Annotated in this window: 19 protein-coding genes; 13 read left to right on the top strand and 6 right to left on the bottom strand. The window is 73.1% G+C overall.

The features are described from left to right. Nucleotides 1–5: 5 nt before the first annotated feature. Nucleotides 6–1169 carry a glycoside hydrolase family 64 protein gene (locus tag ACIRSS_RS22690; protein ID WP_400897961.1) on the bottom strand — a complete coding sequence of 388 codons (1164 nt, stop codon included), beginning with the start codon at nucleotides 1167–1169 and terminating at the stop codon, nucleotides 6–8. A 324-nt stretch (nucleotides 1170–1493) separates the two neighbouring features. On the opposite strand from ACIRSS_RS22690, the gene ACIRSS_RS22685 reads away from it, so the two are divergent. Both ACIRSS_RS22685 and ACIRSS_RS22680 read left to right on the top strand, forming a co-directional pair. Next, entirely contained in the window at nucleotides 1494–2390 is an 897-nt protein-coding gene (locus tag ACIRSS_RS22685) for a glycoside hydrolase family 16 protein (RefSeq protein ID WP_400897959.1), read from the top strand. Between the two features lie 17 nt (nucleotides 2391–2407). Continuing rightward, nucleotides 2408–2902, top strand: a complete 495-nt coding sequence (locus ACIRSS_RS22680) for a methylated-DNA--[protein]-cysteine S-methyltransferase (RefSeq protein WP_372665745.1) — start codon at nucleotides 2408–2410, stop codon at nucleotides 2900–2902. Here ACIRSS_RS22680 and ACIRSS_RS22675 read toward each other — a convergent pair. After that, nucleotides 2899–5103 carry a PHB depolymerase family esterase gene (locus ACIRSS_RS22675; RefSeq protein WP_400897957.1) on the bottom strand — a complete coding sequence of 735 codons (2205 nt, stop codon included), beginning with the start codon at nucleotides 5101–5103 and terminating at the stop codon, nucleotides 2899–2901. The genes ACIRSS_RS22680 and ACIRSS_RS22675 overlap by 4 nt on opposite strands. A gap of 136 nt (nucleotides 5104–5239) precedes the next feature. Here ACIRSS_RS22675 and ACIRSS_RS22670 point away from each other — a divergent pair, with 136 nt between their 5' ends. Genes ACIRSS_RS22670 through ACIRSS_RS22655 form a run of 4 tightly spaced genes read left to right on the top strand, consistent with a single transcriptional unit; the run spans nucleotide 5240 to nucleotide 9279 of the window. After that, complete coding sequence (locus ACIRSS_RS22670) at nucleotides 5240–6802, top strand: alkaline phosphatase D family protein (protein ID WP_400897955.1); 1563 nt, start codon at nucleotides 5240–5242, stop codon at nucleotides 6800–6802. A 54-nt stretch (nucleotides 6803–6856) separates the two neighbouring features. Further along, nucleotides 6857–7675: a helix-turn-helix transcriptional regulator gene (locus ACIRSS_RS22665; protein WP_400897953.1), complete on the top strand. Its 819-nt coding sequence runs from the start codon at nucleotides 6857–6859 to the stop codon at nucleotides 7673–7675. Nucleotides 7676–7717: 42 nt separating this feature from the next. Further along, a complete protein-coding gene (locus tag ACIRSS_RS22660; protein ID WP_400897951.1) occupies nucleotides 7718–8560 on the top strand; it encodes an oxidoreductase in 843 nt (280 codons plus the stop codon). Beyond that, nucleotides 8557–9279 (top strand): SDR family oxidoreductase, encoded by a 723-nt coding sequence (locus ACIRSS_RS22655; protein ID WP_400897949.1) that lies wholly within the window; start codon nucleotides 8557–8559, stop codon nucleotides 9277–9279. The genes ACIRSS_RS22660 and ACIRSS_RS22655 overlap by 4 nt, the downstream gene beginning before the upstream one ends. Here ACIRSS_RS22655 and ACIRSS_RS22650 read toward each other — a convergent pair whose 3' ends face one another. Further along, entirely contained in the window at nucleotides 9280–10149 is an 870-nt protein-coding gene (locus ACIRSS_RS22650) for an NAD(P)H-hydrate dehydratase (RefSeq protein ID WP_400897947.1), read from the bottom strand. Further along, entirely contained in the window at nucleotides 10127–10846 is a 720-nt protein-coding gene (locus ACIRSS_RS22645; RefSeq protein ID WP_400897945.1) for a histidine phosphatase family protein, read from the bottom strand. The genes ACIRSS_RS22650 and ACIRSS_RS22645 overlap by 23 nt, the downstream gene beginning before the upstream one ends. Nucleotides 10847–10928: 82 nt before the next feature. On the opposite strand from ACIRSS_RS22645, the gene ACIRSS_RS22640 reads away from it, so the two are divergent. Then, nucleotides 10929–12152, top strand: a complete 1224-nt coding sequence (locus tag ACIRSS_RS22640; protein WP_400897943.1) for a PP2C family protein-serine/threonine phosphatase — start codon at nucleotides 10929–10931, stop codon at nucleotides 12150–12152. Nucleotides 12153–12169: 17 nt separating this feature from the next. On the opposite strand, the gene ACIRSS_RS22635 is transcribed toward ACIRSS_RS22640, so the two are convergent. Continuing rightward, nucleotides 12170–12613 (bottom strand): STAS domain-containing protein, encoded by a 444-nt coding sequence (locus ACIRSS_RS22635; protein ID WP_400897941.1) that lies wholly within the window; start codon nucleotides 12611–12613, stop codon nucleotides 12170–12172. Nucleotides 12614–12723: 110 nt separating this feature from the next. On the opposite strand from ACIRSS_RS22635, the gene ACIRSS_RS22630 reads away from it, so the two are divergent. From ACIRSS_RS22630 to ACIRSS_RS22605, 6 genes are all read left to right on the top strand, one after another. Beyond that, nucleotides 12724–13107, top strand: a complete 384-nt coding sequence (locus tag ACIRSS_RS22630; protein ID WP_400897939.1) for an STAS domain-containing protein — start codon at nucleotides 12724–12726, stop codon at nucleotides 13105–13107. Continuing rightward, nucleotides 13104–14678, top strand: coding sequence for a PP2C family protein-serine/threonine phosphatase (locus tag ACIRSS_RS22625; protein WP_400897937.1), 1575 nt, complete (start codon nucleotides 13104–13106; stop codon nucleotides 14676–14678). Before ACIRSS_RS22630 ends, ACIRSS_RS22625 begins: the two co-directional genes overlap by 4 nt. Then, nucleotides 14675–15088 (top strand): ATP-binding protein, encoded by a 414-nt coding sequence (locus ACIRSS_RS22620; protein ID WP_400897935.1) that lies wholly within the window; start codon nucleotides 14675–14677, stop codon nucleotides 15086–15088. The genes ACIRSS_RS22625 and ACIRSS_RS22620 overlap by 4 nt, the downstream gene beginning before the upstream one ends. Before the next feature lie 91 nt (nucleotides 15089–15179). Next, nucleotides 15180–19262, top strand: coding sequence for a SpoIIE family protein phosphatase (locus ACIRSS_RS22615; RefSeq protein WP_400897933.1), 4083 nt, complete (start codon nucleotides 15180–15182; stop codon nucleotides 19260–19262). Beyond that, the gene (locus ACIRSS_RS22610; RefSeq protein ID WP_400897931.1) at nucleotides 19259–19561 is read left to right on the top strand and encodes an STAS domain-containing protein; all 303 of its coding nucleotides are present in this window, start codon (nucleotides 19259–19261) and stop codon (nucleotides 19559–19561) included. The genes ACIRSS_RS22615 and ACIRSS_RS22610 overlap by 4 nt, the downstream gene beginning before the upstream one ends. 196 nt (nucleotides 19562–19757) lie before the next feature. Further along, nucleotides 19758–20483 (top strand): ANTAR domain-containing protein, encoded by a 726-nt coding sequence (locus ACIRSS_RS22605; RefSeq protein ID WP_400897929.1) that lies wholly within the window; start codon nucleotides 19758–19760, stop codon nucleotides 20481–20483. 3 nt (nucleotides 20484–20486) lie between these two features. Here ACIRSS_RS22605 and ACIRSS_RS22600 read toward each other — a convergent pair whose 3' ends face one another. After that, nucleotides 20487–20897 (bottom strand): ATP-binding protein, encoded by a 411-nt coding sequence (locus ACIRSS_RS22600; protein ID WP_400897927.1) that lies wholly within the window; start codon nucleotides 20895–20897, stop codon nucleotides 20487–20489. Between the last annotated feature and the right edge of the window lie 43 nt (nucleotides 20898–20940).

The raw sequence follows: 20940 nt of genomic DNA, 5'->3' as shown, positions 1-20940 counted from the left end.
TGCCTCTAGGTGTGGGCCGGGTTGATCGTGATCGTCAGCACCTGCGGGTCGCCCGCGAAGACCGCTCCGCTGAAGTCCGGCCCCGGGCTCACGTCGTCGTACGGGAACGCGTAGCCCCGGTTGTCCGGCAGTTTCGAGTGGACGATCCGCGCGTAGTGGTTCGTCGCGTCGCCGCCGTAGAAGCGGGACGGGTCCTCGTCCGTCGGCTGGTTGGGGTTGTCCAGCAACGTCGTGCGGTTCAGCGCCGCCGCCAGGCGGGGGACGATCGCCTTGCGCGCGTCGCTCGCTCCCGCCGCCAGCGCGAACGGCCCGCTGTCGCAGCTCCACACGTCCGCCGTCGACGGCTTGGCGAACGACTCCGCGCCGAACACCAGCCGGTCGCCCGAAACGCGGCCGGTGAACTTCCCCAGGCCCGGGTTCTGCGAGTCGACGACCAGGTCCGCGCCCGCGTACTTCTGCCACACCTGGTCGATGTAGCCGTCGAGGTACCCGCCGAACTGCGCCGCGTGGTGGTGCGGCGAGAGCACCCGCAGGTTCCCGCCCCCGCCCGTCTGCACCAGGCCCGCCCACTCGCCACCCAAGGCGGAGAGCGAAGACGCGATCTGGTCCAGCGCACCCGCCGGCAGCCCGTCGACCGTCGACGTGCCGGACCCCGACGTCAGCGACAGCCCCATCGGGATGCCCACGAAGTCGACGTAGCTGATGTTCGCGAACAGCTGCGTGTCGTTGAACGTGAACTCGCTGAACGACCAGTTCTTGCCGTAGTTCGGGTCGCCGGGGTTCAGGAAGCTCGGGTGCACCAGGTTCGGTCCCGGGTCGAGGAAGAAGTCCAGCTTCGCGTCCGTGACGACGTAGATGCGCGCGCCACCCATCTTGGGCACCGAAACCTGCGCTCCCGACGCGATCGGGATGGCGCAGTCCTCCGGCAGCGGGGTCGTCGGCGCCGACGGCGACGCCGGGTAGTACGGCGTTCCGTCGGCGCGCAGCAGCACCAGCCGGCCGTCCGGGGTCGTGCCGGTCACGTACGCGTACACGGTTCCGGAGCCGGAGTTGTTCACCAGCTTGAGGCCGAACGTGTCCGGCGTCGCGGCGTAGGCGGACCGCGCCAGGGGCACTGCCGTGGCGAGCGTCGCGGCCGTGAGGCCGAGGAACGAGCGACGGGAGATCATGGTGTCCTCCACGGTGAGGAGACGGCGGAGTCCATAAAGGACGTCCGAGGGCGGTTCGCAGGATTCGTTGTGGACGCCAACAAACTATGACCACGATTTCGTTACCTGGCAACCCTTCGAAAGAAGGTCCAGACCACCGCAGCACCCGGCCCGCGCGTTGCCCCGAAAGGAGAAATTCCAAACCGGACTCCCCCGGGACTGCCCACGGGTACCGCGTGCCGGGTACTTCCGGGCACATCCCTTGACGCCGCCGCGGACCGGCGGTGAAAGTGGACGGCCTCGCAGGTCGTGGACGACCGGATTCCCCCAAGGAAGCGAGAACCCATGCGCACCGCCCGACGAATCACCGCCGTCTTGGCAACCTTGTCCTTCGCCCTGACCGCCGCCCCGGCCCACGCCGAAGCGGGCTGGACCACGGTCTTCCAGGACGACTTCGACGGCGCCGCCGGCACCGGCCTGAACGCCCAGGACTGGCTCTACGACACCGGAACCGGCTACCCCGGCGGCGCGGCGAACTGGGGCACCGGCGAGATCGAGACCGCCACGAACTCGACCGGAAACGTCTACCACGACGGCCAAGGTCACCTGGCGATCAAGCCGCTGCGCGACGCGAACGGCCAGTGGACATCCGGCCGGATCGAAACGCAGCGCACCGACTTCGCCGCCCCCGCGGGCGGTCAGCTCGAGATCAGCGCGACGCTCAAGCAGCCCTCCCCCGAACACGGCCTCGGCTACTGGCCGGCGTTCTGGGCGATGGGCGCGGACGCCCGCCCGGTCGGCGCGACGAACTGGCCGAGCATCGGCGAGCTCGACGTCATGGAAGACGTCAACGCGCTGAGCAAGCACTCCACCACCTTCCACTGTGGACAGTGGCAGGGCGAGTGCCACGACCCGGACGGCATCACCAGCGACCTGCAGGACTGCGCCGGCTGCCAGGACGGCTACCACACCTACTCCGTCGTCGTGGACCGCCGCGACGCGGCCGCCGAGGAGCTGCGCTTCTCCCTCGACGGCACCCAGACGTTCTCGGTCAAGCAGAACCAGGTGTCGGACGCGACCTGGAAGGCCGCCGTCGACCACGGCTTCTTCGTCATCTTCGACGTCGCGATCGGCGGCTCCTACCCGAACAAGGTGTGCGGCTGCACCTCCCCGAGTGCGGACATCACGCCCGGCGCCGAGATGAGCATCGACTCGCTCTCGGTGAAGACCAGCCAGGGCTGACCCGTAGGCTGGGCGCCATGAAGCACGCCGTCATCGCGTCACCGATCGGACCGCTGACCCTGGTCGGCGACGGCGAGGCGCTGGCCGGGCTGTACTTCGACGGCCACCTCCGGACGCCCCGCCTCACCGACCTCGGGCCGCGCGACGACGACGGTTTCGAAGCCGCGAAAGCCCAGCTCGGCGAGTACTTCGCCGGCACGCGGCGCGAGTTCGACCTCGAGCTCGCGCCGCGCGGCTCGGCGTTCGAGAAGCAGGTCTGGGCGCTGCTGACGAAGATCCCGTACGGCGAGACCCGCACGTACGGGCAGCTGGCCGCCGAGCTGGGCGACCCCGGCGCCGCGCAGGCCGTCGGGAACGCCAACGGCTGGAACCCGATCAGCGTCATCGTGCCCTGCCACCGGGTGGTCGGCACCAGCGGCGGCCTGACCGGGTACGCCGGCGGCCTCGCCCGCAAGCGGTTCCTGCTGAGCCTCGAGGAACCGCCCGCGGACGAGGTCGGCCGGTTGTTCTAGGCCGCCGAGCAGGTCACGGCCGGGTCCGTCAGGTTCCCGCCGTGCTCGACGGTGAAGCCGATGACGTTGCCGCTGCCGTTGGGCCGCGCGGTCAGCACGTACCCGGTGCTGTCCCAGGTGCCGGTGTAGTTCCAGCTGCCGATGACCTTCTGCGGTGCGTGGAAGGTGATCGTGAGCACCCAGTTGTTCGACCCGGTCACCGTCACCTGGCCGTTGAAGCCGACGTTCCACTCCGCCGTCTTGGCGTACGTCCCCGTGCAGCCATCAGGTGGCGGAGTGGTGGGCGTCGTCGGCGTGGTGGTCGGCGGCGGGGTCGTCCCGCCGTTCAGCGCGTCGAGCACGGCGGTGTAGGCCGCCTTCTTCTGGCCGTTGCCGTCGAACAGCAGCGGCGTGGCCGAGGCCCGCCACGAGTCCGTGTCGCGGATGCCCCACACCGTCATCCCGGTGCAGCGCGCGACCGCGAGGCACGCGTTCGTGACCGTGCGGTAGTTGTCCGCCTGCGTCGTGCCCGACCCTTCGATGTCCAGCTCGGTGATCTGCACGTCGATGCCCAGGTCGGTGAAGTTCTGCAGCGTCGTCCGGTAGTTGCCCGGCACCGGGCTGTTGCTGTTGAAGTGCGACTGGAAGCCGACGCAGTCGATCGGCACGCCGCGGGACTTGAAGTCCTGGACCATCCGGTAGACGGCCTGGGTCTTCGCCTGGCTCCAGTCGTCGGTGTTGTAGTCGTTGTAGCAGAGCTTCGCGTCCGGGTCGGCCGCCCGCGCGGCGCGGAACGCCGCCTCGATCCAGTCGTCGCCGGTGCGCTGCAGGTTCGAATCGCGCCGCGCGCCGGAGCTGCCGTCGGCGAAGGCCTCGTTGACGACGTCCCAGGCGTAGATCTTGCCGCGGTAGTGGCTCGCGACCTGGGTGACGTGGTTCAGCATCGCCGAGCGCAGCGCCGAGCCCTCCATGCCCTGCATCCAGCCGGGCTGCTGCGAGTACCAGGCCAGGGTGTGCCCGCGCATCCGGGCGCCCTGGCTCGCCGCTTGGGCGACGATCCGGTCGGCGCCGGCGTAGGAGAACTGGCCTTGCGAGGGCTCGGTGGCGTCCATCTTCATCTCGTTCTCCGGCGTGATCATGGAGAACTCACGGCTCAGGATGCCCGTGTAGACACTGTCCGAGAGCTTGCTCGCCGAGACGGCGGTGCCGAAGTAGCGTCCGGTCGCGGCCGCCGCGCCGCCCAGCGTGGTGCCGCCGGACGGGGGCGGCGTCGTCGTGGTGGTCGTGCTCGAACCGCTGTTCAGGCCCAGGAACGCGATCGCGTACGGCACCATCCCGTTCTGCGGCAGCGAGTGCCCGGCGCCCTGGACGCTGATCCCCTCGACCGGCGCCTGCACGCCGGTGCCGCCGTAGCGGGTGCGGGTCCAGCCCGACTGCGGCGCGTCGGTCGACGACGGCGTCTGGCTGACGCCGCGCAAGTCGGTCCACTGCTTGATCTCTTCCCCGAAGTTCGGGTAGCGCAGGGTGTCGTCGGCGGTGCCGTGCCACAGCTGCATCCGCGGGAACGGGCCGCTGCGCCCGCCGCTCATCTGGCGGGCCTGGTCGCCCCACTGCTGGGCGGTCTTGATGAGCTGGCCGCCCGAGCACTGGCTGTTCCAGCTCGACCCGTCGGTCGTGGCGAAGCAGCCGGCGGGCACGCCCATGAACGCCGAGCCGGCGGCGAAGACGTCCGGGTACTCCGCGGCGAGGACGTTGGTCATCATCGCGCCGGAGGAGAACCCGGTGACGAACACGCGCGCGGGGTCGACGTTGTAGTGCGCCTTGGCGTAGTCGACCATCGAGAGGATGCCGACCGGGTCGCTGCCGCCGCCCCGCGTCAGCGCCTGCGGTGAGGAGACGTCGAAGCACTGCCCGCTGCGCGTGGCTTCGGGGAACACGATGACGTACCCGTACTGGTCGGCCGCGGTGACGTAGTCGTGCGCGTACCCGTTGAACACCGCCGAGGCCGAGCCGGTGCAGTAGTGGAGGGCGACCAGCAGCGCCGGCTTGGCGGCGACGTGGTCCGGGACGTAGGCGTACATGTTCAGGTTGCTGGGGTTGGTGCCGAAGCCGGTCACGCGGGTCAGCGTGGCCGCCGACGCGGGCTGCGCCGTGACCACCAGGACGATCGCGGCGGCGATCGACAGCGCGGCGGCGAGGAGGGCGGTGAAGAGCCTTCGCACTCGAGTCCATCCTTTCCGGGAGCAGGGCGCAGCTGCGACGATCGTTCGTTCGGCCCCCGGGACCGGTCAACGATTTTCGGGAAGTTTCGGGACCTTTCGAACTGCCGGCTTGGCTTGCTGCTGCAAGGATCCGGGCATGACCGAGCTGCTCCTGGGACCCCTCCTCCGGCACGTCGACGCCACCTCGGCGACGATCTGGGTCGAGACGGCCGGACCGTGCGAAGTCCGGGTCGCGGAAGCGGCGGCGCGGACGTTCGAGGTGTCCGGGCACCACTACGCGCTGGTCGTGCTCACCGGGCTGGCGCCGGGACGCAGCACGCCCTACGAAGTCCGGCTCGACGGCGACCTCGTCTGGCCCGACCCGGGCAGCGACCTGCCGCCCAGCCGGATCCGGACGCTGACGCCGGGCGATCCGCGGTTCCGGCTGGTGTTCGGGTCGTGCCGCAAGCCGCGGGAGCAGGACGCGCTCGGCCCGGACGCGCTCGCCGCCTACGCCCACCGGATGGCCGGGCTCGACGAGGCCGAATGGCCGGAATCGCTGCTCCTGCTGGGCGATCAGGTCTACGCCGACGAAACCACCGACGCGACGCAGGAGTGGCTCGCCGCCCGGCGCGACCCGAAAGAACCGCCCGGCACGGAGGTCGCCGACTTCGAGGAGTACTGCCACCTGTACTCCGAGGCCTGGTGCGAGCCGTCGGTGCGCTGGCTGCTGTCCACCGTGCCGACGTCGATGATCTTCGACGACCACGACGTCCGCGACGACTGGAACACCTCGCAGGCGTGGCGCGCGCAGATGGCAGGAAAGTCGTGGTGGCCCGAGCGGATCCGCGGCGCGCTCGTGTCGTACTGGGTCTACCAGCACCTGGGCAACCTGGGCCCGCGCGAGCTGGCCGAGGACGAGACGTTCCAGCAGGTGACGAAGTCCGGGATCGACAACGCCGGGCTGCTGCGCGAGTTCGCCGACCGGGCCGACCGGGAAGCCGACGGCGCCAAGGGCACCCGGTGGTCCTACCGGCGGGACTTCGGCCCGGTCCGGCTGCTGGTCATCGACTCGCGCGCCGGGCGGATCCTCGGCGGCGGCGAGCGCTCGATGGTCGGCGACGAGGAGTTCCGCTGGATCGAAGAGCAGACCGCCGACGGGTTCGACCACCTGCTGATCGGCACGTCGCTGCCGTGGCTGCTGCCGACCGCGCTGTCGGCCGCGCAGTCGGTCAACGAGCGGCTCTGCGCGCGGCCGGGGCTCGTCGGGCGGGTCTCCGAGTGGTTCCGCCAGCTCGCCGACCTCGAGCACTGGCCGGCGTTCCGCGACTCGTTCGACCGGCTCACCCGGCTCGTCGCCCGGGTCGCGGACGACGGCCCGGCGTCGGTGAACGTGCTCTCGGGCGACGTCCACCACGCGTACGTCGCGCGCGCCGACCTCCCGGGCGCGCCGGTCCACCAGCTCACCTGCTCGCCGGTGCACAACACCGTGCCCTGGTACATGAACCGGCTGTTCCGGGCCGGCTGGGCGCGCGGGCTGACCCGGCTGAGCGAGGGGCTGGCGCGCCGCGTCGGCGTCCCGCCCGCGCCGCTGACCTGGAGCTGCGTCTCGGGGCCGCACTTCGGGAACGCCGTGATGACGCTCGACGTCGACGGCCGCAAGGCCACCGCCACCCTGCTGCAGCCGGACCACCAAGGCGAGCCGATCCGGCTCGCCTGAGGGTGGGTGCGCCGCGGCCACCCAAGTCCCGCTGATCGGAGTTAGCCTCGGATCATGGCCAGGGAAAACGCGCTCGGGGAGTTCCTCCGGGCCCGCCGCGAGCAGGTGGGACCCGAGGAGCTCGGCCTGCCCGCGGGCGGGTCGCGCCGGGTGGCCGGGCTGCGCCGCGAGGAGGTCGCGGTGCTGGCCGGCGTCAGCACCGACTACTACGTCCGGCTCGAGCAGGGCCGGGAGCGCAACCCGTCGCCGCAGGTCCTCGACGCGCTGGCCCACGGGCTGGCCCTCGACGAGGACGCCACCGCCCACCTGCACCGGCTGGCCCAGCCCGCTCCGAAACGCCGCCGCCAGCGACGCCGGGAGCAGGTCAGCCCGAACCTCCTGCGCCTGATGGACGGCTGGCCGGACACGCCCGCGCTGGTGCTCGGTCGCTGCCTCGAGGTGCTCGCGCACAACGCGCTGGGCGAGGCGCTGTTCGCCGGGCACACCCACAGCGATGACCTCGTCCGGCTGGTGTTCCTCGACCCGGACGCGCGCGAGTTCTACCCGGACTGGGAGCGCGTGGCGGTCAACACCGTCGGCGGCCTGCGGGTGGCCGCCGGGATCGACCCGGACGACCCGCGGCTCATCGAGACGGTCGGTGAGCTGTCGGTCAAGAGCGCCGACTTCCGCCGGCTGTGGGCGCGCCACGACATCCGGCAGAAGACGCACGAAACCAAGCGGTTCCACCACCCGCAGGTCGGTGAGCTGACGCTCAGCTACGAGGCGCTGACCGTCAACAGCGCGCCCGGCCAGCAGCTCATCGTCTACCAGGCCGAGCCCGGTAGCTCCTCGGAAGCCGCGCTCGCCCTGCTGGGCAGCCTCGCCGCTTCCTGAACCCCCTTTTCCGACTATCCACCATGGACGGAGTACTTCGTCGTGCCCGAAAACTGGTTCATCACCGGCTGCTCCACCGGCCTCGGCCGCGCCCTGGCCGAAGCCGTGCTCGACCGCGGCCTGCGCGCCGCCGTCACGGCTCGCGACCCGGCGAGCGTCGCCGACCTGGTCGCGAAGCACGGCGACCGCGCGCTCGCCCTGCCGCTCGACGTCACCGACCACGCGCAGGTCACCGACGCGGTCGAGCGCGCCGAAAGCGCGTTCGGCCGGATCGACGTCCTGGTCAACAACGCCGGCTACGGCTACCTCGCCGCGATCGAGGAAGGCGAGGACGCCGAGGTCCGGAACCTGTTCGACGCCAACGTGTTCGGCCTCGCCGACGTCACCCGGGCGGTGCTGCCGGGCATGCGCGCCCGGCGGAGCGGGCACGTCGTGAACGTGTCGTCGCTCGGCGGCCTGGCCGCCTTCGGCGCCACCGGCTACTACCACGCGACGAAGTTCGCCGTGGAAGGGCTTTCCGAATCCCTCGCCGCCGAGGTGGCGCCGCTGGGCATCAACGTGACGATCGTCGAGCCCGCCGCGTTCCGCACCAACTGGTCCGGACCCTCGATGCGGCAGTCGGCGGTCCGCATCGACGACTACGCCGAGACGGCCGGCGCGCGCCGCGCGGCGACCACCGCCACCTACGGCCACCAGCCCGGCGACCCGGTCCGCGCGGCCGAAGCGATCCTCACCGCCGTCGACGCCGAAGAACCGCCGCTGCGGCTGCTGCTCGGCAAGGCCGCCTACGACATCGCGACCGCCCGGCTCGACACCCTGCGGGCCGGCTTCGACACCTGGCGCGAGACCACCCTCGGCGCCGACTTCCCGGAAGGAACCCAGTGAAGAAGACCGTCCTGATCACCGGCGCCAGCAGCGGCATCGGCCACGCCACCGCGCTGCGGCTGGCCGGCGAAGGCCACCACGTCGTGCTCGGCGCCCGCCGGGAAGACCGGCTGACCGCGCTGGCGAAGGAGATCCACGACGCCGGCGGCACCGCCGACGTGCACCGCCTCGACGTCACCGACCGCGCGGAGGTCGCCGCCTTCGCCGACGCCGCCGTCGAGGCGCACGGCCGGCTCGACGTGTTCGTCGCCAACGCCGGCGTGATGCCGTTGTCGCGGTTGGACTCGCGGCACGTCGAGGAGTGGGACCGGATGATCGACGTCAACGTCCGCGGCCTGCTGCACGGGATCGCGGCCGTCCTGCCGCACTTCGAGCGGCAGGGTTCGGGGCACTTCGTGACGATCGCCTCGACCGGCGCGCACGAGGTCGTGCCGACGGCCGCGGTCTACTGCGGCACGAAGTACGCCGCGCGCGCGATCACCGAAGGCCTGCGCCTGGAGGCCGGCCCCGGCGTCCGCGTCACGACCGTCTCGCCCGGCGTCGTCGAGTCCGAACTGGCCGACTCCATCACCGAACCCGGTGCGCGCGAAGCGATGCGGACCTACCGCGCGGTGACGCTGCCGGCGGACACCATCGCCGGGGCGATCTCCTACGCGATCGGGCAGCCGGAGGGCGTCGACGTCAACGAGGTCGTCGTGCGGCCCACCGCCCAGCGGTAGTCAGCGCTCCAGCTCGGCGATCACCCGCGGGATCTCGGCCACCAGCTCGCGGGCCAGCAGGCCGGTGCGGCCGGTGTCCGGGATCAGCCGCTGGCCCGCCACGGCGTGGACGTGCGTCGCCCAGCGGGCGGCCTGGCCGAGGTCCGCGCCGCGGGCGAGGAAGCCGCCGGTCAACCCGGCCAGGACGTCGCCGCTGCCGGACGTCGCCAGCCCGATGTGGCCGCTGCCGTCCCGCCAGGTCCGCCCGCCGGGCTCGGCGACCACCCCGAAGAGCAGCACGACGGCGTCGTACCGGCCGGCGATCCGGACCGCGGTCTCGAGGTCGTCGACGTCTTCTTCGGCGCAGTCGTCGAGGAAGGCGGCTTCGGTGCGGTTGGGCGTCAGCACGAGCCGGCCCGACAAGGGCTTCGCCAGCTCCGGAGCCCGGCTCAGCGCGCCGAGCGCGAAGGCGTCGAGCACCACGCGGGCGTCCGGCGCGACGGCGGGTACCAAGCGGCGCAACAGGTCCTCGGTTTCGGCGGCGCCGGTGAGCCCGGGGCCGACCACGAGCGTGCCGGCGCCGGGAAGCACGTCGGCCAGCCGGTCGACGGCGTCCCCGCCGATCGCTCCGGAGTCCGTTTCCGGCAGCCCGAACACCGACGACTCGGGCACCGACACCCCGAGCGCGCCCGCGTGCCGTTCGCTCACCGCGAGCTGAAGTGTCCCGGCGCCGGCGCGCAGGGCGGCGGTCCCGGACAGCGCCGGCGCTCCCGGGACGGTCCGGGCGCCCCCGAGCACGAGCACGGTGCCGCGGTCCTCGGTGCCGATCCGCTCCTCCCGCAACAGGGCGGGGCTGATCGGCGCCGGGTCAGGAGAGCTGCTCGGCGGCATCGTCGTCCGCCGTGGGCGGGGTACCGGTGGCGTGCAGGTGGCCGACCTCCTGGGCCAGCACCATGGTGAAGCCGCCGTCGCGGTCGCGCTCCCACGCCGTCACCGACCCGTTCGGGACCTCGGTGGTGTTCGCCGCGCGCAGCAGATCGGGCTCCGGCAGGCCTTCGAGCAGGTAGCGCAGGGCGAAGACGGTCATTTCGTGCGCGGCCAGCAGCACGCGCTTGCCGCCGTGGTCCTGGCTCAGCTCGCGCATCAGCGACCGCAGCCGCAGCACGACGTCCGCCCAGGACTCCCCGCCCGGCGGGCGGTAGTAGAACTTGCCCAGCCGCCGCTTGCGCCGCAGCTCGTCGGGCCAGCGTTCGCGGACGCCGTGCGACGTCAGCAGGTCCAGCACGCCGAGCTCGCGGTCGCGCAGCCGTTCGTCGGGCACGATGGGAACGCCGTCCGGCACGGCCAGCAGCGCGGTGTCCCAGGCCCGGCGGTAGGTCGAGGTGACCACCAGGTCCGGCGGCCGCTCGGAGAGGAACTCCCCCGCCGCCTTCGCCTGCTCGCGGCCGAGGTCGGTCAGCGGCACGTCGGCGTCGCGCTCGGCGATGTCGATCACATCCGCCTCCGCCGACTCCGCCTCTTCCCTGGCCACGTTCCCGGTGCTCTGGCCGTGGCGCAGCACGGCCACCCACTCCAAGTCGACGCTCACGCCCGGGTGGTTACCCCCGGGGACCCGCCGTCGAAACCCGGGATGGTTAGGCGCGCAAAGGAGTTCCGGCTAGGGTCTTTCCATGTCCCGGAGTCTCGGCGCCCACGACCGGCTGCAGCAGCTGGAGAAGATCATCGGCGTACCCGCCGAACACCTGGGGCTGGCCGACTTGCTCGCCGAGACCCTGCAGCGCCTGCGCGAGGTCATGGACGTCGACACCGCGACCGTGCTGCGGTACCAGCCCAGCGGCCGCCAGCTGGTGGCCTTCGCCGCGGCCGGCATCGAAGAGGAGGTCCACCAGGGCGTCCGGGTGCCGGTCGGCAGCGGGTTCGCCGGCCGGGTGGCCCTCGAGCGGCAGCCCGTCGTCCTCGACCACGTCGACGAGACGACGGTCGTGAACTCCCTGCTGTGGGAACGGGGACTGCGCTCGATGCTCGGCGTGCCGATGGTCGCCGGGCCCGAGCTCGTCGGGGTGCTGCACGTCGGGTCCGTCGAGCCGCGGGCGTTCGGCGAAGCCGAAGTGGTGACGATGCAGCTGCTCGCGGACCGCCTCGCGATGGCGATCCAGGTCGAAGCGCTGGAAGAGAACCGCACCGCCACCATGGCGCTGCAGCGCAGCCTGCTGCCCAGCAGCCTGCCCGAGGTGCCCGGCCTCGCTTTCGGCGCGCGGTACGTCCCCGGCGCGGAAACCGGGCTCGGCGGCGACTGGTACGACCTGTTCGTCCTGCCCGGCGACCGGCTCGGCGTCGTGATGGGCGACGTCTCCGGCCACGGGCTGGAGGCCGCCGTGATCATGGGCCGGCTGCGCAGCGCCCTGCGCGCGTACGCCCTCGACTGCGAAAGCCCCGACGAGGTGCTCGCCAAGCTCGACCGCAAAGCCAACCACTTCGAGCACGGCGCGATGGCCACCGTCGCCTACGGGATCGTCGGGCCGGGCCGGGAGGCGATCGCCCTGTCGCTCGCCGGGCACCTGCCGCCCGCGCAGGCCCTGCCGGGTGAGCCGGGCCGGCTGCTGGGCGTGCGGCCGGATCCCCCGATCGGGTTGACCATCGGCCGGCCGCAGCGGCACACGACCGTGATCGACCTGCCGCCGGAAAGCGTGCTGGCGTTCTACACCGACGGCCTGGTCGAACGCCGGGACCGGCCGGTGGACACCGGCATGCGGCAGCTGGCGGAAACCCTGCGCGCCGGCGACCCGGAACGGGTCTGCGCGCAGCTGATGGCCTCGATGATCGGCAACCGGCCCGCCCAGGACGACGTCGCCCTGCTCGCCATCCAGCGCCAGGCTGCCCCGGCCGGCTGCTGACCCGGCCGGGACTGACCTCAGGACGCGGTCAGCGCCGCCTCGCGGGTCGGGAACAGCGAGAGGCTGTCTTCGAGCCCGGTCAGCTGGATCGGGCGCAGGGTCGCCCGGCCGGACGCGACGATCCGCACCACGGTGCCGGGACCGGCGTCGCGGTGGATGGTCAGCAACGCCGTCAGCCCGGGTGAGGCGAGGAATTCCACCCGGGTCAGGTCGACGACCAGCAGCGGCGGTGCCGACGCCAGCGCCTCTTCCGCGGCCTGCACGAGAGCCGGCGCGGTGGTCGTGTCCACGTCTCCGGCCACCTCGACGACGACCGCGCCGCCCTGCTCCGTTCGGGCGATCCGGAATTCGCCGAATGGCACAGCGGTGGCCGGGCCCTCAGTGTTGGTGTGCTCCGTCATCGTGTTCTTCTCCTCGCCTTCGGCCGCGCCGCGGAACTTCCGGCGGGCGCGCGTGATCACGAAGGCTGTTTGCTCAACCGGTGTCAATCATGCCCGTACCGCGCGGCCACCGCCGTCTCAGCACCCCCTTCGGCTTTCCGCGCCGTCCGGGACCAGGCAGGATGGGCGGCATGGCCGAAACGGACGCGACCGGGAACACCCTCGGAGACGCCGCCAGCTCAGCGGGCACGGTGGCGCTGGACCACCGCGACGGCACCGCCGTGCTGCGCGTCGACGGCGCACTCGACCTCGCCCTGGCACCGAAGCTCCGGCAGCTCGCCGAGCGCGCCGCGCGACTGGAGCCCGCGGTGCTCGTCATCGACCTGACCGGCGTCACCTTCCTGGCCTCGGCCGGGATGGCCGAGCTCGTGCGGGCGCACCGCAAGCGGACGGTGCCCGCGCCGCTGCGGGTGGTGGCCGCCGGCCGGATCACCCTGCGTCCGCTGGAGCTGACCCGGCTGACCGACGAGCTGGCCATCTACCCGTCCCTGGCCGAGGCGCTGGCCGCCGGATGACCGCCCCGGAGTTCGACGGACTGCTCGACGCCGTGCGCCGGGCCTTCGTCGACGCCTCCGGCTCCCCGGTCCCGACCGAAGTCCGGCTCCTGGACCCCGCCGAAGCGCGCGCGGTGCTCGGCGACCGCGTCGCGGCGGCCGTGACCGACCCCGCGCTGCTCGCGGAGCTGGTGCCGGGCCGGGAAACCACCGCCGCGATCGCCGTCGCCGGCGACGGCCGGGACGCCTTGGTCCACACCACCGGCGAGGTCGCCGGGGCACCGTCGGCCCTCGCCGCCGCGGTCGACGCCGCGACCGCGCACCTGGTGTGCTCCCTGCGCCGGATGCGCGGCGAAGCGGCGGTGCTCGACGCGCTGCACTCCACCGGCCGCGAGCTGACCGCGCAGCTGGACATCGACCGGATCGTGCAGGACGCCACCGACGCCGCCACCAAGGCGACCGGCGCCGAGTTCGGCGCGTTCTTCTACAACCTCGTCGACGAGGTCGGCGAGTCCTACACGCTGTACACGATTTCGGGCGTGCCGCGGGAGGTGTTCGAGCGCTTTCCCATGCCGCGCAACACCGACGTGTTCGCGCCGACCTTCGACGGCGCCGGCACCGTGCGCAGCCCCGACATCACGAAGGACCCGCGGTTCGGGCGGAACTCGCCGCACCACGGGATGCCGGACGGCCACCTGCCGGTGTGCAGCTACCTGGCCGTGTCGGCGATCAGCCCGACCAGCGGGGACGTGCTGGGCGGGTTCTTCTTCGGCCACTCCGCGCCGGACCGGTTCACCGCGCGGCACGAGTACCTCGCCGAGGGCATCGCCGCCTACTCGGCCATCGCGCTCGACAACGCCCGGCTGTACGAGCGCGAACGCACCCTCGTTTCGGAGCTGTCGCGCAGCATGCTGCCGGTCGCGCCGCCGATCCCCGGCCTCGACGTCGTCACCCGGTACCTGCCCGCGGCGACCGGGAGCAAGGTGGGCGGCGACTGGTTCGACGTCATCGCGCTCCCGTCCGGCGCGACCGCGTTCGTCATCGGCGACGTCGTCGGCCACGGCGTCACGGCCGCGACCGTGATGGGCCAGGTGCGCACGGCCATCCGCTGCTACGCGCTGCTCGAGCTGCCGCCGTCGGAGGTGCTGCGCAACGTCTCGGCGCTGACCGGCGGGCTGTTCGGCGAAAGCTTCGTCACCTGCTTCTACGCGGTCCACCGCCCGGCCGACGGCACGCTGACGTTCGCCAACGCCGGCCACCTGCCGGCGATCCTGGTCCGCCCGGACGGCGGGCCGGAGCAGATCGGCGAGGCGCTGGCGCAACCGCTCGGCGTCGGCGCGGAGTTCCCCCAGCGCAGCACCGGGTTCCCGCCCGGCGCGGAGCTGGTGCTCTACACCGACGGGCTGGTCGAAAGCCGCACGCGCGACCTCACCCTCGGGGTGGAATGGCTGCTGGCCGGCATCCCCGCCCTCCTCGCCGCGGCCGATCTCGGCGTGGCGTGGGACAAGCTCGTGGCCGAGCTGACCCTCGGCCGGCACGACGACGACATCGCCCTGATCCACGTGCGCCACCGCGGAGAGGACCCAGCATGACGGACCCCCTCCCGCCGGACGCGCCCGCGCCGCCCACGTCGTTCCACCGGCGCATCGCCGCGGTGGCCGACCGGCTGCCGGAGCTGCGCGAAGCGCTGGCGGACTGGCTGGGCACTCTCAGCCTGAGCGAAGAACGCCGCGAGGACGTCGTCCTGGCGGGCTACGAGGCGATGGCCAACTCCGCCGAGCACGCCTACCGCACCGGCGAACCGGGCCAGGTCGACGTCCGCGCCGAAGCGCTGAACGGGCGGCTGACGGTGACGGTCACCGACTACGGCGCCTGGCGCACCCCCGCCGCGACGAACGGCCTGCGCGGCCGCGGCCTGCTGCTCATCGACAGCCTCGCCGACCACAGCGCGCAGGTGCACCGCGAGGACGGCACGACGGTCACGATGACCTGGCTCGGCTGACAAGGCGTCCCCCGGGCGCGCGGGTTCGCGCGCACGGCGGCGTCCATCCCGGACGGGTAGGCTCAGCCGGGGCCGTGTGATCGGGAGTGTGATGACCGTCGGCGAGGAATCCGGCCAGCGGGCCGTCTTCCCGGGTACCAGCCAGATGGCCGCCCGGATGCGGGAGTTCGACTGGGCGTCGTCGCCCCTCGGGGAACCGGCGGGCTGGCCGGCGAGCCTGACGACGGCCGTGCGGATCTGCCTCACCTCGCGCTTCCCGATGATCGTCTGGTGGGGTCCGGACCTCCGGTTCCTCTACAACGACGCCTACCTGCCGCTGCTGGGCACCAAGCACCCCGCGCTGGACAAGCCGGGCGCGCGGGTCTGGGACGAGATCTGGCACATCATCGGCCCGATGCTCGACAGCGTGATGGCCACCGGCGAGGCGACCTGGTCGGAGGACCTGCTGCTGCCGATGAACCGGCACGGCTACTGGGAAGAGACCTACTGGACCTACTCCTACAGCCCGGTCCACGACGACGAAGGCGCCGTGCGCGCGGTGTTCACCGCGGTCACCGACACGACCGAGCGCGTGATCGGCGAACGCCGGATGGCCGCGCTGCGCGAGCTCGGCGCCCAGGCCGGCATCGCCCGCACCGTCGGCGAGGCCTGCGAGCTGGTCGCCGGGGTGCTCGGGCGCGCCGGCGCCGACGTCCCGTACTCCGCGATCCACGTCCGCGAAGACGACGGCGAGCTCACCCTCGCGGCCGCCACGCCCGGCGGGACCGGGCACCCCGGCGGCTGGCCGCTCGAAGAGGTGCTCGCCGACGGCACCCCGCGGACCGTCCCCGACCTGACGACGACGTTCGGCGAGCTGCCTTCGGGCGACTGGTCCACCCCGCCCACCGAGGCGATGGTCCTGCCGCTGGCGGGCGCCCCCGGCACCGCGGCCGTCGGCGTGATCGTGCTCGCCGCGAGCGCCGGACGCGCGCTCGACGAGTCCTACCGGACCTTCCTCGGGCTGGTCGCCCAGCAGACGGCGGCGCTGGTCAACGGCGCGCTCGCCTACCAGGCCCAGCAGCGGCGCGCCGAGGAGCTGACCGCGCTGGACGCGGCGAAGACGACGTTCTTCGCCAACATCAGCCACGAGTTCCGGACCCCGCTCACGCTGATCCTCGGCCCGGTCGCCGAGCTGGACAAGACGCTGGAAGACGCGGACGAGCGCGTCCGCGAAGAGGTCGCCGTCATCCACCGCAACGCGCTGCGGCTGGGCCGGCTGGTGAACAACCTGCTCGACTTCTCGCGGATCGAAGCGGGCCGGATGCAGGCGCGCTTCGAGCCGGTCGACCTCTCGGCGTTCACCGCGGAGCTGGCGAGCGTCTTCCGCGCCGCCGTCGAGCGGGCCGGGCTGCGGTTCGAAGTCAGCTGCCCGCCGTTGGGCACGCCGGTGCACGTCGACCGCGGAATGTGGGAGAAGGTCGTCCTCAACCTGCTGTCCAACGCGGTGAAGTACACCTTCGACGGCGAGATCGGGGTGCGCACCGCGCTCGACGGCGAGCACGCCGCGATCACCGTGTCCGACACCGGGATCGGGATCGACGCCGCCGAGCTGCCCCGGCTGTTCGAGCGGTTCCACCGGATCCCGTCGGCGCGGTCGCGCTCGAACGAGGGCAGCGGGATCGGCCTGGCGCTGGTGCGCGAGCTCGTCGGCATGCACGGCGGCTCGGTCGCCGTCGAGAGCACCCCCGGCGAGGGCACGACGTTCCGGATCCGGCTGCCGCTGGGCACCCGGCACCTGCCCGCCGAGCACCTCGCCCCGGGGCCGTCGGCGGGCGGGCTCGCCGCGGAGACCGTCGAGCCGTACGTGCAGGAGGCGCTGCGCTGGCTGCCGGACGGCGAACCCGAACCGACGGCCGCGGAAGCCCCCGCCCCGGCCGCGGGGGCCCGGGTGCTGATCGCCGACGACAACGCGGACATGCGCGACTACCTGACCCGGCTGCTGCGCGAGGACTACGCGGTCACCGCGGTCCGCGACGGCGTCGAGGCGTTCGCCGCCGCGTCCGCCGAGCCGCCCGAGCTGATCATCAGCGACGTGATGATGCCGCGGCTGGACGGCCTCGGCCTGCTCGACGAGCTGCGCCGGGACCCGCGCACCGCCGCGGTGCCCGTGCTGCTGCTGTCCGCCCGCGCGGGGCAGGAGGCCGCCGTCGACGGGCTGGCCGCCGGGGCCGACGACTACCTCGTCAAGCCGTTCTCCGCGCGCGAGCTGCTCGCCCGCGTCCGCACGACCATCCGGCTGGCCCGCCTGCGGACGCAGCATTCGCGGTGGCGCGCGGCGATGATCGAGTCGATGCAGGAGGGCTTCTTCGTCTGCGACGCCGACGGGCGGATCGTGGAGATGAACGCCGCGTGCACCGACCTGATCGGCTTCGGGCCCGCCGGGCTGCCCTACTCCCCGCCGTTCCCGTGGGTGCCGCCCCGGGACGACGACCCGGTCGCCCACCAGCAGGTCGCCGAGGCGCTGGGCCGGTCGCGGACCGAGCCGTCGGGGAGCTTCGTGCTGCCGCTGCGCCACCGCGACGGGCACCGGGTGTGGGCCGCCATCGCCTACAACGAGCTGCACGACGACGAGGGCCGCCGCCGGCTCGTCGGCACGATCCGCGACGTCACGGCCGAGCGCTACGCCGTGCAGCGGGAAACCGCGCTGGCCGCGATGAACCAGCGCCTGGCCGGCGTCAGCGGGGTGCCCGACGTGCTCCGGACGGCGCTGGACCTGCTGCGCGAGCTGTGGCAGGCCGAGCGCGTGCTCGCCGTGACCTGGGTGCCCGACGGCGAACCGGAGCTGGCGTCCACCGACGCGGGCGACCGGCGGTGGACCGACCTGGCCGCGCCGCTGCGCGCGAAGCTCGGCGAAGTCCGGTCCCTCCCCGCGTTGCACGCGACGCCCGCGGAAGGCGGCGCGGGCGCCACGCTGGACCACCCCGGTGGCCGGCTGACGCTCTGGGTGGAACCGGAACCGGCCCGCCCGCTCGGCATCGAGGACCGGACGCTGCTGGCGTTGCTGGCCGGGACGCTGGCGCACGCGCTGCGCCGCGCCCACCGCGACGACCGGCAGCGCGAGGTCGCCATCGCCCTGCAGCGCTCGATCCTCGGCCCGGCCCTGCTGCCGGACGGCTTCGCGGTGCGCTACGAACCGGCGAACCCGCCGCTGGAGGTGGGCGGCGACTGGTACGACGTCGTCCCGCTGTCGGGCGACCGGATCGGCATCGTCGTCGGCGACTGCGTCGGCCGGGGGCTCGCGGCGGCCGCGGTGATGGGCCAGCTGCGCAGCGCCTGCCGCGCGCTGCTGCTGGAGGCCAACGGCCCGGCGCACACGCTGACCACGCTCGACCGCTTCGCCGACCGGCTGCCGGGTGCCTTGTGCACCACCGTGTTCTGCGGCGTCCTCGACCCCGCCACCGGCACGCTCACCTACAGCAGCGCCGGGCACCCGCCCGCCACGCTGGTGCACCAGGACGGCTCGGCGGAGTTCCTCGACGCGGGCGGCAGCGTGCCGCTCGCGGTCCGCGTCCCCGCCGACCGCCCGGAGGCCACGGCGGTCGTCCCGGTCGGCTCGCTGCTGATGCTCTACACCGACGGCCTCGTCGAGCGCCGCCGCGAGGCGCTGGACGACGGCATCGACCGGGCGACGTCGGTCGCCCACGGCGCGCGGGACGCCGACCTCGCCGACCTGGCCACCACGCTGATGGGCCGGCTGCGGCCGGCGGACGGCTACGAGGACGACGTCGCGCTGCTGCTCTACCGCCGGTCGGTGCCGCCGCTGGAGCTGGACTTCCCGGCGCACCCGGACAGCCTCGCCTCGACCCGCCAGTGGCTGCGTGCCTGGCTGGGCACCGCTTCGCTCGGGGAGGAGCTGGCGCAGGACGTCCTCGTCGCCGCGGGCGAGGCCTGCGCGAACGCCGTCGAGCACGCCTACCCCGGCGCCGAGGGGACCGCGCACCTGTCGGCCCGCTTCGCCGGCGCGCACCTGGTCGTCACGGTGACCGACCGCGGGCACTGGAAGCAACCCCCGCCGGACAACCACGTGCTGCGCGGCCGCGGGATGCCGATGATGGAGGCACTCGCCGACGCGGTCGCCGTCCGGCACGACACGACCGGCACCACCGTCACGCTGGAATGGAGAATCGGTTCGTGACCACGGCACTCACGCTGGTCGCCTCCGCGGGCGACGACGGAGACCGGATCCTGACCGCGACCGGGGAGATCGACACGAGCAACGCCGGGGAGTTCAGCGCCGCGCTGGAGCGCGAACTGGCGACCGGGGCCCCGCTGACCGTCGACCTGACCGGGGTGACCTACCTCGACAGCGCCGGCATCGCCGCCCTGTTCGACCGGGCCGCCGACCACCAGCTGGGCCTGATCGCGCCCCGCCTGCTCGACCGCGTCCTGCGCGTGTCCGGCCTGACCCAGGTCGCGAAAGTGACGATCCGCTGAGGGTTGGTCACCGGCCGACGGGGTAAGCGGGCGGGAGCGGCGGTCGCCGGTGGGTTGTGTCGCCGGCCGTCGCCAGGTGGCCCCGGCGTCCGACCCACGACGTTCAACAGCGAGCGCCGGGCCGGTGCCACCGCTCCGTCCCGAACCGCCGGCGCGGGTATCGTTCGCCGCATGAGCCGGGACGGAGGTGACTGCGGTGACCGGTGAACCGATCCCGCCCGAGCACCTCGACGAGCTGACCGCGGCGATGGCGGACCTCACGAGCGCCCTCGAGAGCGAGCCGTCCGAGACCGAGATCCTCGGCGCGGTCTGCGCCGAAGCCGTCCGGGCCGTGCCGGGGGCCGACATGGCCAGCATCACCGCGATCCGCGACGGTGAGCCGGAAACCGCCGCCTCGACCGACGAGCGCGCCGTCGAGATCGACCGCGTCCAGTACGCGGCGGGCGAGGGACCCTGCCTGCGGGCGGCCGCGACCGGTGAGATCGTCCGGCTGCCGCTCGTCACGGCCGGCGCGGTCTGGCCCGAGTTCACCAGCTACGCCCGCGGCCGTGGCGTCGGCAGCTACCTCGCCGCGCCGCTGCGCGTGGACGACTCCCTCGGCGGCGCGCTGAACCTCTTCGGCTACGGCGACCACGGCTTCGCCGAGACCGACTCGCGGCTGCTGGCGCTCTACACGACGATCGTCTCGTTCGGCCTGCGCTCCACGCGCCGCTACCTGAACGCCCGCCGCCGCGTCGCCGAGCTCGAGACGGCGATGAGCTCGCGGGCGGTGATCGAGCAGGCCAAGGGCATCCTGATGGCCGTGCACCGGGTGAGCGCCGACGACGCCATGAAACGCCTGATCGCGGAGTCGCAGCACACCAACGTGAAGCTGCGGGAGGTCGCGACCCGGTTCGTCGAAGGACTGTCCTCGGCGGACTGACGCTCAGGCGGTGCGGCGGGCCGGGAAGGGCCAGGTCAGCGTGATCACCGTGCCGTCGTCCGTCGAGCGCATGTCGAGCCCGTCGACCAGCGCCTGGATCAGCCGCAGGCCGCGGCCCCGATCGGCGCGCTCGGTGACCGACGTCCAGCGCCCCTGGTCGGCGACCGTCACGACCAGCACGTCCTCGTCGATCCGCGCGCGCACGTCGATCAGCCCCGGCCGGCCGTGGTAGGCGTGGTCCAGCACGTTGGCCATCGCTTCCCAGCAGGCCAGGACGACGTCGTCGGCCTGCCGCCCGACCTCGTCGCCGGCGCGTCTGCGCAGCCATGAAACCAGGTGCCGCCGCAAGCTCGGCAGAGTCCGTGGCGAAATCGTGCCGCGGTACCGCCACCCGTCCGCTCCGTGCTCTTCCACGTTCACCTCCCCGGGGGACTGTGGGTTTGCTACCCACCGGTTC

Origin of the sequence: Amycolatopsis sp. NPDC101161 (genome assembly GCF_044768185.1) — a bacterium.
Lineage (GTDB): Bacteria > Actinomycetota > Actinomycetes > Mycobacteriales > Pseudonocardiaceae > Amycolatopsis.
Note: the sequence above shows the minus strand (reverse complement) of the source record. Positions and strands in the feature narration are given on the sequence as shown.

Bases quoted from the DNA above. Each gene is read 5' to 3' on its own strand.
- ACIRSS_RS22690 (WP_400897961.1), bottom strand. From the start codon at position 1,169: ATGATCTCCCGTCGCTCGTTCCTCGGCCTCACGGCCGCGACGCTCGCC.
- ACIRSS_RS22685 (WP_400897959.1), top strand. From the start codon at position 1,494: ATGCGCACCGCCCGACGAATCACCGCCGTCTTGGCAACCTTGTCCTTC.
- ACIRSS_RS22680 (WP_372665745.1), top strand. From the start codon at position 2,408: ATGAAGCACGCCGTCATCGCGTCACCGATCGGACCGCTGACCCTGGTC.
- ACIRSS_RS22670 (WP_400897955.1), top strand. From the start codon at position 5,240: ATGACCGAGCTGCTCCTGGGACCCCTCCTCCGGCACGTCGACGCCACC.
- ACIRSS_RS22665 (WP_400897953.1), top strand. From the start codon at position 6,857: ATGGCCAGGGAAAACGCGCTCGGGGAGTTCCTCCGGGCCCGCCGCGAG.
- ACIRSS_RS22650 (WP_400897947.1), bottom strand. From the start codon at position 10,149: ATGCCGCCGAGCAGCTCTCCTGACCCGGCGCCGATCAGCCCCGCCCTG.
- ACIRSS_RS22640 (WP_400897943.1), top strand. From the start codon at position 10,929: ATGTCCCGGAGTCTCGGCGCCCACGACCGGCTGCAGCAGCTGGAGAAG.
- ACIRSS_RS22630 (WP_400897939.1), top strand. From the start codon at position 12,724: ATGGCCGAAACGGACGCGACCGGGAACACCCTCGGAGACGCCGCCAGC.
- ACIRSS_RS22625 (WP_400897937.1), top strand. From the start codon at position 13,104: ATGACCGCCCCGGAGTTCGACGGACTGCTCGACGCCGTGCGCCGGGCC.
- ACIRSS_RS22620 (WP_400897935.1), top strand. From the start codon at position 14,675: ATGACGGACCCCCTCCCGCCGGACGCGCCCGCGCCGCCCACGTCGTTC.
- ACIRSS_RS22615 (WP_400897933.1), top strand. From the start codon at position 15,180: ATGACCGTCGGCGAGGAATCCGGCCAGCGGGCCGTCTTCCCGGGTACC.